10 protein-coding genes and 4 tRNA genes are annotated in these 15,117 nt (G+C 45.9%); 5 read left to right on the forward strand and 9 right to left on the reverse strand.

The genetic code is table 11. The features are described 5' to 3' along the window. The first annotated feature begins 175 nt into the window (after positions 1–175). From nrdA to yfaE, 3 genes are all read left to right on the forward strand, one after another. Positions 176–2,458: a class 1a ribonucleoside-diphosphate reductase subunit alpha gene (gene nrdA, locus KIO97_RS02300; protein ID WP_045378844.1), complete on the forward strand. Its 2,283-nt coding sequence runs from the start codon at positions 176–178 to the stop codon at positions 2,456–2,458. 81 nt (positions 2,459–2,539) lie between these two features. After that, the gene (nrdB, locus tag KIO97_RS02305) at positions 2,540–3,673 is read left to right on the forward strand and encodes a class Ia ribonucleoside-diphosphate reductase subunit beta (RefSeq protein WP_045402965.1); all 1,134 of its coding nucleotides are present in this window, start codon (positions 2,540–2,542) and stop codon (positions 3,671–3,673) included. Beyond that, on the forward strand, positions 3,673–3,951 hold the full coding sequence (yfaE, locus tag KIO97_RS02310) for a class I ribonucleotide reductase maintenance protein YfaE (protein WP_038889975.1): 279 nt from the start codon (positions 3,673–3,675) through the stop codon (positions 3,949–3,951). Before nrdB ends, yfaE begins: the two co-directional genes overlap by 1 nt. Before the next feature lie 136 nt (positions 3,952–4,087). Here yfaE and KIO97_RS02315 read toward each other — a convergent pair whose 3' ends face one another. Beyond that, positions 4,088–5,320 carry a CinA family nicotinamide mononucleotide deamidase-related protein gene (locus KIO97_RS02315; RefSeq protein ID WP_285380813.1) on the reverse strand — a complete coding sequence of 411 codons (1,233 nt, stop codon included), beginning with the start codon at positions 5,318–5,320 and terminating at the stop codon, positions 4,088–4,090. A 199-nt stretch (positions 5,321–5,519) separates the two neighbouring features. On the opposite strand from KIO97_RS02315, the gene KIO97_RS02320 reads away from it, so the two are divergent. Continuing rightward, a complete protein-coding gene (locus KIO97_RS02320; protein WP_285380971.1) occupies positions 5,520–6,422 on the forward strand; it encodes a DUF3943 domain-containing protein in 903 nt (300 codons plus the stop codon). A 241-nt stretch (positions 6,423–6,663) separates the two neighbouring features. After that, positions 6,664–7,176, forward strand: a complete 513-nt coding sequence (locus KIO97_RS02325) for a glycine cleavage system protein R (RefSeq protein ID WP_038889972.1) — start codon at positions 6,664–6,666, stop codon at positions 7,174–7,176. Between the two features lie 104 nt (positions 7,177–7,280). Here the strand turns inward: KIO97_RS02325 and nspC are convergent, their stop codons facing one another. From nspC to pgsA, 8 genes are all read right to left on the reverse strand, one after another. Further along, on the reverse strand, positions 7,281–8,414 hold the full coding sequence (gene nspC, locus KIO97_RS02330) for a carboxynorspermidine decarboxylase (RefSeq protein ID WP_285380815.1): 1,134 nt from the start codon (positions 8,412–8,414) through the stop codon (positions 7,281–7,283). Between the two features lie 336 nt (positions 8,415–8,750). Next, positions 8,751–10,004, reverse strand: a complete 1,254-nt coding sequence (locus KIO97_RS02335; protein WP_050906311.1) for a carboxynorspermidine synthase — start codon at positions 10,002–10,004, stop codon at positions 8,751–8,753. Positions 10,005–10,022: 18 nt separating this feature from the next. Continuing rightward, positions 10,023–12,914, reverse strand: coding sequence for a pyridoxal phosphate-dependent class III aminotransferase (locus KIO97_RS02340; RefSeq protein ID WP_285380818.1), 2,892 nt, complete (start codon positions 12,912–12,914; stop codon positions 10,023–10,025). Between the two features lie 762 nt (positions 12,915–13,676). Beyond that, a tRNA-Gly gene (locus KIO97_RS02345) sits at positions 13,677–13,752 on the reverse strand. Positions 13,753–13,763: 11 nt separating this feature from the next. Next, positions 13,764–13,850, reverse strand: a tRNA-Leu gene (locus tag KIO97_RS02350). 78 nt (positions 13,851–13,928) lie between these two features. Then, positions 13,929–14,004, reverse strand: a tRNA-Gly gene (locus KIO97_RS02355). A gap of 37 nt (positions 14,005–14,041) precedes the next feature. Further along, a tRNA-Cys gene (locus tag KIO97_RS02360) sits at positions 14,042–14,115 on the reverse strand. Positions 14,116–14,516: 401 nt separating this feature from the next. Then, positions 14,517–15,074: a CDP-diacylglycerol--glycerol-3-phosphate 3-phosphatidyltransferase gene (gene pgsA, locus KIO97_RS02365; protein WP_005530466.1), complete on the reverse strand. Its 558-nt coding sequence runs from the start codon at positions 15,072–15,074 to the stop codon at positions 14,517–14,519. Positions 15,075–15,117: the final 43 nt, after the last annotated feature.

Raw genomic sequence — 15,117 nt, forward strand, 5'->3', positions numbered from 1 at the left:
ATTGGGGTAACAGCACTATCTTGTAACTCGCAAACAAATGAACCCCTATATGTTGTGTTTAAGCTACAATATATAGATAGACTTTGATCACAAAGCCGCCGCAAGTTTTACAAATTTTGCACATAAACAAACAAAAACACGGCTTTTATCAGTTTTCTTAGGGAAATAAAGCAGAATGAACCAACAACTTACCGTCACTAAGCGTGATGGCCGCAAAGAAACTATCGATCTGGAGAAAATCCATCGCGTTATTACTTGGGCTGCCGAAGGTCTTAACAACGTTTCAGTATCACAAGTAGAATTACGTGCTCACATCCAGTTTTATGACGGCATCACCACGTCAGATATCCACGAGACGATGATCAAGTCTGCTGCAGACCTGATTTCAGAAGAGACACCGGACTACCAATACCTAGCTGCTCGCCTAGCGGTATTCCACCTACGTAAAAAAGCATACGGCCAATACGAGCCGCCAACGTTGCATGACCACGTAGCTCGTCTTGTTGATATGGGTAAGTACGATAAGCACATCCTAGAAGACTACACAAAAGCGGAATTAGACGAGCTTGATGCGTACATCGACCACAAGCGCGACCTTGATTTCTCATACGCAGCCGTAAAACAGCTAGAAGGTAAGTACTTCGTACAAAACCGTGTATCAGGTGAAATCTACGAAAGTGCTCAGTTCCTGTACATTCTAGTGTCTGCTTGCCTGTTCGCTAACTACCCGAAAGAAACACGTCTTGACTACATCAAGCGTTTCTACGATGCGACATCGACATTTAAGATTTCTCTGCCTACACCGATCATGTCTGGTGTACGTACGCCTACTCGTCAGTTCAGCTCATGTGTACTGATTGAATGTGGCGATAGCCTTGATTCTATCAACGCAACAGCAAGCTCTATCGTGCGTTACGTTTCTCAACGTGCAGGTATCGGTATCAACGCAGGTCGTATCCGTGCGCTAGGTTCTGAAATCCGCGGTGGTGAAGCATTCCACACAGGTTGTATTCCATTCTACAAATACTTCCAAACAGCAGTGAAATGTTGTTCTCAAGGTGGTGTTCGTGGCGGTGCAGCAACTGTGTTCTACCCGCTATGGCACGGTGAAGCTCGCTCACTATTGGTGCTTAAGAACAACCGTGGTGTAGAAGAGAACCGTGTTCGTCACATGGACTACGGTGTTCAGTTGAACAAACTGATGTACCAACGCCTAGTGGAAGGTGGCAACATCACGCTATTCTCACCGTCTGACGTACCTGGTCTATACGACGCGTTCTTCGAAAACCAAGAAGAATTCGAACGTCTATACGTGAAATACGAAAACGATCCTTCAATCAAGAAAGAGACCGTTAAAGCAATTGAGATGTTCACTCTGCTAATGCAAGAGCGTGCATCAACAGGCCGTATCTACATTCAGAACGTGGACCACTGTAATACTCACAGCCCGTTCGATTCAGAAGTTGCGCCAGTTCGTCAATCAAACCTATGTTTGGAAATCGCTCTGCCAACTAAGCCTCTGAAAAACGTAGAAGATGATTCAGGTGAGATCGCACTATGTACGCTTTCTGCGTTTAACCTTGGTGCTATCAAATCGCTAGATGATTTCGAAGAGCTATCTGAGCTTGTAGTGCGTGCACTAGACGCTCTGCTTGATTACCAAGATTACCCACTACCAGCAGCTTACAAGTCGACAATGAACCGTCGTACGCTGGGTGTTGGCGTTATCAACTTCGCATACTACCTAGCGAAGAATGGCGTTAAGTACTCTGACGGCAGCGCAAACGGCCTAACTCACCGTACATTTGAAGCGATTCAGTACTACCTATTGAAAGCCTCTGTAGCGCTTGCGAAAGAGCAAGGTAAGTGTCCTTCGTTCCACGAAACGAACTACGCGAAAGGTCTACTGCCAATCGACACTTACAAGAAAGACGTTGATCTAATTTGTGAAGAAGAGCTGCACTACGATTGGGACAGCCTACGTCAAGAAATCATGGAGCACGGCCTACGTAACTCAACACTGACTGCGCTAATGCCATCTGAGACTTCTTCTCAGATCTCTAACGCGACAAACGGTATTGAGCCACCACGTGGTTTCGTGTCTGTTAAAGCGTCGAAAGACGGCATCCTGAAGCAAGTTGTGCCAGATTTTGCTGAGCTGAAAGACAACTACGAACTGCTTTGGAACATCGGTTCTAACGACGGTTACCTACACCTTGTGGGCATCATGCAGAAATTCGTTGACCAAGCGATCTCTGCAAACACAAACTACGACCCTTCTGGTTACGAGAGCGGTAAGGTTCCAATGAAGAAACTTCTTCAAGACCTTCTAACTGCGTACAAGTTTGGTGTGAAGACACTTTACTACCATAACACTCGTGACGGCGCGAAAGACGACCAGAAAGACGCAGTTCAACCACAAGATGACGATTGTGCAGGCGGCGGTTGTAAGATTTAATCTCCCGCACCCTAACAATCCGTAGAAACAAACAATCGAATACCTCCCCTTTTGGGGAGGTCTAAAAGGAATTGAGGCATTATGGCTTACAGTACTTTTAACCAGAACAAAAACGACCAGCTAAAGGAACCAATGTTCCTAGGTCAATCAGTGAACGTTGCTCGTTACGACCAACAAAAATTCGAGATCTTCGAAAAACTAATCGAAAAGCAATTGTCTTTCTTCTGGCGTCCAGAAGAAGTTGACGTTTCAAGCGATCGTATCGATTACAACAAGCTACCAGACCACGAGAAGCACATCTTCATCTCAAACCTGAAGTACCAAACGTTGCTTGACTCAATTCAAGGCCGAAGCCCGAACGTTGCACTGCTTCCACTTGTTTCTCTGCCTGAGCTAGAAACATGGATTGAGACATGGTCTTTCTCTGAAACGATTCACTCTCGTTCGTACACACACATCATCCGTAACATCGTGAATGATCCAAGTGTGGTATTTGACGATATCGTTGAAAACGAACACATCCTTAAGCGTGCGAAAGACATTGCACACTACTACGATGACCTAATTCAAGCGACAAACGACTACCACCGTTACGGTGAAGGTGAACATGTTCTGAATGGTGAAACGGTTAAAGTTAGCCTGTACGATCTGAAGAAGAAATTGTACATCTGTCTGATGTCGGTAAACGCGCTTGAAGCAATCCGTTTCTACGTAAGTTTCGCATGTTCATTTGCGTTCGCAGAACGTGAGCTAATGGAAGGTAACGCGAAAATCATCAAGCTGATCGCTCGTGATGAAGCACTTCACTTGAACGGTACGCAGCACATGATCAACCTGCTACGTAACGGTCAAGATGACTTCTCATTCATGCAAATCGCTGAAGAAGCAAAACAAGAGTGTTTTGACCTATTCAAAGAAGCGGCTGAGCAAGAAAAAGAGTGGGCTGAGTACCTATTTAAAGACGGTTCAATGATCGGTCTGAACAAAGACATCCTGAGCCAATACGTTGAGTACATCACTAACATCCGTATGCAAGCAGTAGGTCTGCCAGCAGCGTACCCTGAAGCGACGTCAAACCCTATCCCATGGATCAACGCTTGGTTGTCATCGGATAACGTTCAGGTTGCACCGCAAGAAGCAGAAATCTCTTCATACCTTGTTGGTCAGATTGACAATGAAGTAAGTGCAGACGACTTCGAAGGATTTGAGCTGTAATGCCAAATATCAAAATCAACAAACTCGTTAGCATTGAGTCCAACCCATCCAATACGATTTTGGAGACGATGGAACAAGCAGGTTTATTACCTGAATACAACTGTCGCGACGGCCACTGTGGTGCTTGTCGTTGTAAGTTGGAGTCGGGTGAAGTGGAGTACGTTGGTTTTGCCATGGCTTATACTCAGCCTGATGAGATACTGCCTTGTATTTGTAAGGCGAAATCAGACGTTTCCCTGAGCGGTGTGAACTATGCGATGAAAGAAAAACGCGCCTAGTCCAAACCAGCTAAGCAAATACAATAAAGCCAAGGCAACCGCCTTGGCTTTTTGCTATCTGTCGTCTCGTCCTGAGATGGGTATCTCGCCCTTAAATGTATTTACGCAACAAGGGCGAAAACAGTTAAACCTTGCTTCAAATCGCACTGCTCGGGATATGCATCTCTTTCACTTTCTCTAAGAAAGCATATTGAGCCGACATTGGTTTACGTTCTAGGTAACGGCGTAACAAATCTAACGCGGCCGCACTGATAACTTTCACTTGGTCGTCGAGCTGATATTTTCTCGATAACTTATATAACGCCCCCCACTCGCCTGTTGAGGTAGAAAGCGCCACGGAAAATACTCCCTCTTCAAGCTTTCCGGTCACTAGCGCCAAATCCGTGCCGCACTTCTCGCGCGTAGCACCCGCTAACGCAAAGGTCGCTGCTAATGGGTCTCCCTCGTCGGTAATGGTTTGGCTTTGACCAGCTAATACCCAACCATGACCAAACTGCTTTTCGACGTTCTCATCACTGTTAAGCCAATAGGTTAAGTGGCCTGCACTGCTTTTCTCTGAAACGGACAAGGTCAATCCTTTATCTACCAGCATTTGGCCTACATGCTCAACCATCGGCACATCTACGCTCACCGTATTCGTTTCAAGGTGCTTGTGAATCAGTTGCATCAGCTTCATTCGCTGTTCTACCTGATTGGAAGGACCAAACAGCTTCACCTCAATAAACGGCAAGTAAGAGCGGTAACCGAGCTCGTAACCCTGTGGCAATTTCATTTGGTCTAGTTTGTCTGAGATACCAGACTCTGACAGGCCAAAGGTATAAATACGGCTGCAAGATGCGCTCTCAACTTCAGGAAATAGCTTCTTCAAGTCTGGCAGAATTTGCGTTTCTGCCATCAGTTTGAATTCGCTTGGCACACCCGGCGTAAAGTAGAACACCGCGTCATTAATCAGCATTTTAAAGCCACATGCCGTGCCTATTGGGTTATCCACGATTTCGGCTGTCTCTGGCAACATCGCTTGCTTGAGGTTACTGTCTGGCATTGGGATACCACGACGAGCGTACATCGCCTCCAGATGCTCTAGCCAGTCTTTGAATAGCACCAGCTTACATTCGGCAGCTTTTGCCGCTGCAGCGGCGCTCATGTCGTCTGTAGTTGGGCCCAAACCACCATTAACGATCACGACATCGTTATTGAAGCTGAGCATAAGGAATTCTTCGATAAGGCTCGACTGTTTGTCACCAACGGTCGAACGCTTGGTTAAGCCAAATCCATGCTGATAAAACAAACTCGACAGCCAAGCTGCATTTGTATCAACAATGTCACCGTGAAGGACTTCTTCTCCGGTACTAAGCATAGCAATTTTCACAACTGACTCCTGAAAATAGGCAAAATCCACATTTTTTCGACATTATGCCTATATCGTTTTCATTTTATTAGACTAATCTCTTAGTGAATTTGTTGAGATTAAATTTAGGTCAAGTATTTAAATGGCTGTTCTTTTAAGGGATAATTGTGAGCCCGATCATCAAACCAATAACTCGGAGACCTCTGTGTCAAAATCATCCATGTTCAAGAAAACGCTAAGTGGTCTTGTTCTGACTGCGTCTGCTGCGGCAAATGCGAGCCAGTACGATATGAGTAACCATATCGAGTTTTCTTACACGCCTGATTGCCTGTCAGGTTACTGCGAAACAACCACTCTGTATAGCTTCGAGCCACAAAATCCTCGCTATGCGATGGGGTTAGATAGCGATGATTCTTTAAATCTCGACGCAGGTCTTCAACCAAAGCATCTTATCGTTCCAAAAGACAAAGATTGGGACTACCTTATGGGTCAAACTTACACCATTCTTGGTTTGAGTGTGGCGACTGTGGGTTTGATGACATTGCTGCCTGAAAGCATCACTAAGTGGGACGACGAAGATCGTGACATGAGCAAACTCGGTAGTAAGTGGAAAGACAACGTTTCTAGCGGTCCGGTTTGGGATCGTGACGAACACTTCCTAAACTACGTCATGCACCCTTACTTCGGTGGTGTTTACTACACAGCAGCACGCCACGCGGGCTACAACGAATTTGAATCCTTCCTGTACTCTGCGACCATGTCGACGTTCTTCTGGGAATACGGCGTAGAAGCATTTGCGGAAATCCCATCATGGCAAGACTTGTTTATTACTCCATTTTTTGGTGCTGTGGTCGGTGAAATGATGTTAACTGCTGAGCAAGACATTATTGCTGGCGGCGGTGAAGTAATGGGTTCAGAGACGATGGGTGACGTATCTTTGTTCTTCCTTAACCCAGTTGGCCATATCCATTACTGGGTATCCGATGCTTGGGGTGGTAGCGCAGAATTCCAATTCAGCTCATCGCCTTGGTTCGGTAACCAGGACGCCGCGAGATTCGCGATGGACTCTGGCGCAAGCTACGACAATGTCTTCTACGGTTTTGAAATGAAGGTAACCTTCTAAAACCAAACGGTTAAAGAGCAGCTCACGAGCTGCTTTTTTTGTGCCCCAAGCAAAGTTTTCATTATTTGCGTCACGAATTAGCGTCAAAAATTGACCTCTGTCAAACATAACCCTCCCCCAGCACCTACACTGAAATTAAGAAAAAATTCCAATAACTTAAGTTCTTGAACCTTAAGCCCAAATAACTATAGCGATACGTCTACCCGTGCCGCGTCCAAACCTTATTCCGGGAGGGGACATTATGAACACTGTGTTTATCGTTAATTTCGTCGGTCAGGCATCACCAGCGACCATCAAACAACTTGCTGCTGTTACACATGAAAACGAGGGAAAATGGCTCATCAGTAAAGTGAACTTTATTGAAGACCAAGTCGCTGGCGTAATCAAAGTGGAGCTTCCTGAAGAAAACGCCGACACAGTAAAAGACGCGTTTTCCGCTTGCCAGACTCTTATCGTCAAGTTCGTCGATTCTGAACCGCACTCTCATCGAGAAGATACGGTTTTCCAATTACGTCTCGACGCCAATGACCGCGCCGGTATTGTCAACGAGATTACTCACGTGCTCGATGGACAAGGGATTTCAATCTTAGATATGGACTGCCAACGTGTGTTCATTGCCGGCGGTGGTGGGGTCAGTTCTAGCCTATTCAGTGCGAAGATGGCCATCAAGCTGCCTAGTGAATTAGAAATCGATGATGTGGCAAACGAACTGGAATCACTCAGTGAAGATACCCGTGTGATTGTGGAAGGCTAATCTCCGTCCCCAATGCTTAGTCCATTAGCAATACCGCAATAAAAAAGAGCAGCGTTGTGCTGCTCTTTTCACGTTCAACCACTTTTTACGTCAAGCAAAGATAACTACTTCACTGACCATTGAGATAAAGAGCGTTTGAAATCTGAGTAATCAAACTCGTTCAGTTTTTGAATCTCGCCACTTGAACGCTCACAGTATACCGATGGCATGCGCAGACCGTTAAACCAGTTTAGCTTCACCATGGTGTAACCCGCACTGTCCAGAATGTGTAGACGCTGGCCAATCTCTAATGGCTGTTCGAAGTTCGCCACACAGAACTGATCACCCGCTAGGCAAGAGCAAGAACCAATCACGTACTCGTGCTCGCCATTTTCTGATGCTTCTAGAATAGACGCAGGCTCATTGTAGATAAGGGTATCCAAGCGGTGCGCTTCTGTTGCTGAGTCAACAATCGCCGTCTTCTTCACGTTCTCAACAATATCTACCACGGTCACGACAAGGTCGGTCGTTTTTGTGATGATTGCCTCTCCCGGCTCTAAGTACATTTGTACGCCGTGTTTTTCAGAGAAGGCTTTAAGCGCAAGGCCTAATTTCTCGATGTCATAGCCTGGCCATGTGAAGAATACACCACCGCCCATGCTGACCCAATCGAGTTTATTTAGGTATTCGCCAAACTGTTCGGAGATCGAATCCAGCAAACCAATAAATGCGTCTACGTCTTTGTTCTCACAGTTCATGTGGAACATCACACCATCAATGCCATCGAAAATTTCTGGCTTGATGTGGTCAGCTTGTACGCCAAGACGAGAGAACTGACGAGCAGGATTCGCTAAGTCTTGACCTGCGTAGCTTACGCCAGGGTTAAGACGAAGACCAATAGACGCTTTGTCCTCAACGATATGACGGTAAGCAGCTAGCTGTGACTGCGAGTTGAAAATCATCTTGTCACAGATATCCGCTACTTCACGCACATCGTCTTCGCTGTAGCCAACGCTGTATGCGTGAGTCTCACCACCGAAAGTTTCGTAGCCAAGCTTCACTTCAAACGGGCCAGAGCTAGTCGTGCCATCTAAGTAAGGCTTGATGATGTCGAATACGCCCCATGTTGAGAAGCACTTCAGTGCCAACACCAGCTTCACACCAGAAATGTCTTTTAGCTGCTTTGCTTTTTCTAGGTTCTCAACCAACTTGTCTTCATTGATCATGAAGTACGGGGTTTTAAGTTGTTCTTTGCTCATAACTCACCATTTATCAACGATTAACCCCCTCTAACTCTCCCCCTTAAAAAGGAGGATTAAACCAAGCCACCTCTACTCTTGCCAAAAAGTGGAAAGATTGAAGCCACGATCAGTCTGTTTCTGCTCCTCCCCTTAAAAAGGAAAGTGGAAACTGTACTCGGTTTGCCTCAACTTCCCCCCTTTTAATAATGGAAGATTTGAAACTAAGCTCGGCCTGTCTTTGCTCCTCCCCTTTTTAAAGGGAGGCTGGGAGGGGTTAACCTCAAATACGACAAAAGCAGCCACGGCTTTACGCCATGACTGCTCAAATTATCTAAACAAGTTTAATGATAAAACTTATTTGTTCAGTTCGTGAATCAGCGGTAAGCCTTGGCCTGCTTCCAACTCCTGAACATGCCAATCTAGACCGATCGTTGGCATTGTTTCTAGGAACGGATCTGGGTCTAGCTGTTCCATGTTGAACACGCCTTTATCAGCCCACTTGCCACGGAAGAATTGCAGTGCTGCTGTAATTGCAGGAACACCTGTCGTGTAAGAGATCGCTTGGTGTTCAACATCTTCGTACGCGACTTCATGGTCTGCGTTATTGTAGATAAACACGCTACGCTCTTTACCGTCTTTCTTACCTTGAACCCAAGTACCGATACACGTTAGGCCAGTGTAGCCTGGTGCTAGAGACGTTGGATCAGGCAACATCGCTTTTAGTACGTGTAGAGGTTGAACGACTGTACCGTCGTGTAGCGTTAGTGGTTCTGGACTTAGTAGGCCAATATCACGCATTACGTTGAAGTAGTTTAGGTAACGGTCACCGAAACCCATCCAGAACTCAATGCGTTTTGCAGGGATGAATTCTTTCATTGAGCGAACTTCATCATGCGCCATTGAGTAAACTTTGTGTGAACCACAGTTCGGAAAATCAAACTCTAGCATACGAGAGTGGCAAGGTACTTGCTTCCACTCGCCGTTTTCCCAGTAGAACGAGTCGCCTTGGATTTCAAGCATGTTCGTTTCTGGGTCAAAGTTGGTTGCAAACTTCTTACCGTGGTCGCCTGCGTTCACGTCCATTACGTCGATCGTATCGATTTCATCAAACAGGTGCTTCACTGCGTAAGCCGCGAATACTGATACCACGCCAGGATCGAAACCAGCGCCAAGAATACCCGTGATGCCCGCTTCTTCGAACTTCTCACGGTAACCCCATTGCCAGTCGTAAGCTTCAGGCACTTGCTGACCTTCTGAACATAGGTCAACGGCCACTGATGTATCTAGGTATGAAACTTTTGCTCGGTAACACGCTTCCATGATTGGCATGTTAACCCACGGAGGACCCGCGTTGATTACTAGATCCGGTTTAACTTCTTCAATAAGAGCAACCAGAGAATCTACGTCGTCAGCATTTACTGAGCGCGCTTCTAGTTTCTTAGCTGAATCTTTCAGGTTATTTTTCTTCTGAATAGACTCGATGATCTTCTCACACTTACCAATAGTACGTGATGCGATTGTGATATCACCCAGAACGTCGTTGTTTTGTGCTGCTTTATGTGCAACAACCCAGCCAACGCCGCCTGCACCAATCTGTAGAACTGCCATAGTTTTCCGTTACCTTTATTAAACTAGCTCAACGGCTAGCGTGTTGATTTTCAAGAGCAAAGATTCAAAGTCCGCTGTCGTCAGACATGGATTCAAAATCGTAAATTTAAGAGCGGTTTTACCATCAACGATGGTTTCACCAAGTACCGCGATACCACGAGTCAACGCTTCAAGACGCAGTGCTTTGTTCAGTTCATCTAAATCTGTAGATGCATTGTTTGTGCGTACATTGGTTGCGCGGAATAGAACCGTTGAAAGTGCAGGCTCAGCCAGAAGCTCGAACTCCTCATGGGCGCGAACCATGTCAGCAACTTGCTGCGTTTGTGCTAACAGGTGATCGTACATATCGCCTAGCGCTTTAGGACCCACGTTTTGCATCGTCATAAAGACTTTTAATGCATCAAAACGCTTCGTCGTTGCGATAGATTTGTCGACCAAGTTTGGTAGCTCATCGTGTTCGCGGTTCAGGTAGTCAGCATGATGAAGTAAGAACTTAAAGTTCGACTTATCGTTCACCAACAACGCGCCACAGCTGATTGTTTGGTAGAACAGTTTGTGGAAGTCGACACTGATCGAGTGCGCACGCTCTACACCTTTCAGGCGTGATTTGTGGCTGCTAAGAATCAGTGCGCCACCATAAGCGCCATCAACGTGCATCCACATTTCATGTTTCGCTGCCATATCAGCAATGAAATCTAGATCGTCAATTGCACCGTGATCAGTCGTACCCGCTGTGCCAACAATAGCGAATGGAATCAAACCTTCTGCTTTTGCCTGCGTTAGAACTTGATCTAACTGAGTAACATCCATCGTTCCGTCAGCGTTCGCATCGACAGTCATCACGGCTTTCTCACCCAGTCCCATCCAAGATGCTGACTTTTGAACCGTGAAGTGCGATTTCTTCGAACATACGATACGAAGTTTGTCCGCGTATTCTGGAAGACCCAGCTTCTGAATTGAGTGGTTACTTAGCTTGTCTGCAACCCAGTCACGCGCCAGCATTAGGCCCATCTGGTTGCTCTGCGTACCACCGCTAGTGAAGATGCCGTCCGCCTTCTCACCAAGTTCGTACTTGTCACACAGCCAGTTAATTACCTTCTGCTCAACGTAAGTCGCAGAAGACGCTTGATCCCATGAATCCATTGATTGGTTCAACGCTGCAATCATGGCTTCTGCCGCTACCGCAGACATCAAAGGAGGCGTGTGCAGGTGAGCAATACAATCAGGGTGTTGAGTGAAGATTGCATTCTTCGCGACAAGCTCAGCCGCCTCATCAATTACAGATTTGAGCGGTGCGTTTTTGTTGTCCAAGTCGATCGCGTTGATTGCCGTTTCCAGCAACTTAGGGTTCATACCAGAGTATGGCGCATTGACCTGTTCGAATACCGACTTCATCGCCGCAGTCGTATGGTTCATTACCGACGCAAATTCAGCGCTGCCAAGTTCACCAGTATGAATAAAGTGCTTTTTCCACTCTTCTTGTAGGTCTGCTTCAACATGGTTACCGCCTGCAGCGATAATTGCGTCTTCCAGAACTCGAAGTGCAAAGTCAATTTGCTCGAAAGAAATGATAAGTGGTGGAAGAAAACGAATCACAGAGCCATCACGGCCACCCTTTTCTACCATCAAGCCACGTTCAAGAGCCGCGCGTTGAATATCAAGAGTAAGCTGGCCATCCGACAACGGCTCACCGAACTTATTGAGTTCGCCGTTTGGATTCTTAATTTCTACACCCAGCATTAAACCTTTACCGCGAACATCCGCGATACAGTTAACGCGTTTTTGAATGCTCTCAAGACCAAAGCGTAGGTACTGGCCTGCAACATTTGCATGCTCAACAAGATTGTCGCGTTGGATGATTTCTAGTGCTTTCGCACCTGACACCATTGCTAACTGGTTGCCACGGAACGTACCAGTGTGCTCACCTGGCTTCCATGTATCGTGTTGCTTGTTGATCACCAATAGTGACATTGGCAAGCCACCACCGATCGCTTTAGACAAACACAAAATATCAGGAACAATGCCCGCTTCTTCGAATGCGAAGTTGTAGCCCGACTTACCGACACCACATTGAATTTCATCAAAAATCAGTAGGATACCGTGATCGTCACAGATACGGCGCAATTCACGTAGCCAAAATGCAGGAGCAGGAATAACACCGCCTTCACCTTGCACTGGCTCTACAATGATTGCAGCAGGCTTCATGATACCGGCTTCGTCGTCGTTCAGTAGACGTTCGATGTAACGAATGCTCGCTTTCGCCCCTTCGTCACCACCTAGACCAAACGGACAACGCAAGCTGTAAGGGAAAGGCATGAAGTGCACGTCTGACATCAAACCAGTACGACGAGCTTTGGTGCCCAAGTTCCCCATCATACCCATAGTGCCATTCGTCATGCCGTGATAGGCACCGCGGAAAGCAAACATGGTGTTACGACCCGTGGTTTGTTTGGCCAGCTTGATTGCTGCCTCAACCGCGTCTGCACCAGAAGGGCCACAGAACTGAATCACGCAGTTGTCACTCAGCTCTTGAGGAAGAAAGCCTTTAACAGACTTAATAAAATGCGTTTTCGCAGATGTCGCGATATCCAGAGTTTGGTACGGCAGACCAGAGTCCAATTGTTCTTTTAGCGCTTGGTTAATTTCTGGATGGTTGTAACCTAGAGCCAAAGTGCCCGCGCCAGCAAGACAGTCTAAGAAGATCTGGCCTCGCGTATCTTCGACCAAACAGCCATAAGCTTGCTTAATCGCGATAGGTAAACGACGTGGGTAAGAACGAACCTCAGATTCATGTTCAGCCTGTTCAAGAAGCACTTGATCAGGAGTTAGGTCATACGTTCCTTCAACAACAGGAACCTGAGAGGAAAAGTAATTTGCGATAGTGTTATCGACTTCAAAGGCAGTGCTCATACTACATAATCCCTTGAATTATAATGATTCTCTTTCCTGTATTTATTCTTGTTAATATTAAATAACAGGAAATACAGATATACCTCCACATTCATCGTTACTTAAACGACAAATACAGATAACCCGTCACGACGAACGCGACTTTTATTGTGCTTGGAGAGTAATCAAGGTTCCGTAATGCATCCGTTTTGTAAAACGGGACATTTCGGCAGTATGAAGCTGATTAGTGTGTGTTTGTTTAAAGGTTTCAATGTTGGGTTTCCCATTAACATGCTGCTTCTTACAGCACTAGTATCCCGTCTATCGACAAATGGCTTTGCCGATACCTACCCTACGTAATGTCACAATCAGCTTGAATGGTCATTACGCGTATCCCCCAGAGAATCAAAGTCGTAATAATACGCTCCGAGATTGCGCGCGAATTTATCATAAAATAAAATCTTCTGGCAATATGTTTTCACAGGTTGCATATTGATTTAGATCACAATCGGCGGCAAACGTTTACTCGGTTCATTTTCATTAATATTGATATGTATCGCAGAAAATCGTCTTAAATCCATCAACGGTTGAAAACAGAAAATATAAGGACAGCCCGCTTGTGTGGCTCTGAGAAGGCATTTTCTTACTACGCCATCAGAGTGTTAAAGCAAAATTAGAGAGGGATTCTATACAATTGGATGTATGAAGTTGCTGTGTAGAGCTAAAGGAAGACTCAAACAGCAGAAACGAAAAAGCCCAGCATAAATGCTGGGCTTTCGAATCTGGAGCGACACACGAGGTTCGAACTCGTGACCTCAACCTTGGCAAGGTTGCGCTCTACCAACTGAGCTAGTGTCGCAGATTTTGAGATGGTGCCCCGGGCCGGACTTGAACCGGCACAACGCGAACGTCGAGGGATTTTAAATCCCTTGTGTCTACCAATTCCACCACCAGGGCACACAAATATTCTTTGTGATGCCTTTACAGAAAAGTAAAACACCATCTGATATCGCTAATCGCCATATCACTTTAATTTGGAGCGACACACGAGGTTCGAACTCGTGACCTCAACCTTGGCAAGGTTGCGCTCTACCAACTGAGCTAGTGTCGCATTTATTCTTGAAAGTCATTCACTCTCAAAAGAATAATGGAGGCGCCTCCCGGAGTCGAACCGAGGTCCACGGATTTGCAATCCGCTGCATAGCCACTCTGCCAAGGCGCCTCATCTGTGGAGAAAGTTTAACTTTTCTCACCACCCTTTCGAGCCGTGCTCTCTTGGGTACGGGATGCATTCTACGGATTCGAGCGATCGAGTCAACACTATTTTTATTTTTTTAAATCGTTTGACCAGAATTTGTGCGAAAGACGGTAAATTGATTAGTTTTAATACTGAGAATATCCGAAATACACTTGTTTATCATGAATATTGGGCTAACCCCCTTACCCATTCCAAGGCGTTATTCTTGATTTCAAGTGCTGATAATCAGCGGAACAGACTTGAATAAAGTATGGAGCAGTTAAAATTAAGACTTAGATCACACTCCTATCGCCCTTTGAGAATTAGATATAAAAAAAAGCAGGCTACGTGCCTGCTTCTTAAAATGCTATTTGCGTTGGATTGTTTTAGTGATGCTCTTCATTAAGCAAATCGTCTTTCGCCGCCGCTAGATACTGAACCATTGACCAGTAGGTCAGGAAAGTCGCAACATACAAAGCACCAAAACCAAGCCATACCATCCAATCATCGTAACGCCAGATCAAAACCCAGAGTGCAAACATTTGGGAGACCGTTTTTACTTTGCCAACCCAAGAAACTGCCACACTGGCTCGCTTACCGATTTCTGCCATCCATTCACGCAATGCAGAGATGATGATTTCGCGCGCTATCATAGTCACGGCGGGGATGGTCACCCAAATACTGTGATAATGCTCTGTAATCAAAATCAGGGCCGTTGCAACCAGTACTTTATCTGCCACAGGGTCAATGAAAGCACCAAAGCGAGACGTTTGGCCTAGCTTACGAGCCAGCATGCCGTCAAGCCAATCGGTAAAACCTGCAACCCAGAAAACCATTGCTGCTGCAAAAGGCGCCCAAGAGTAAGGTAGATAGAAAACAACCACAAAAACTGGGATTAAGAACAGTCTTAGTAGAGATAGAATGTTCGGGATATTCAAACGCATTTTATTATTCTCTTACACATTGCGGCTTAATGTTGCGGGATTT

The sequence above is a fragment of the Vibrio sp. B181a genome, assembly GCF_030248375.1.
GTDB classification, from domain to species: Bacteria; Pseudomonadota; Gammaproteobacteria; order Enterobacterales; family Vibrionaceae; genus Vibrio; species Vibrio campbellii.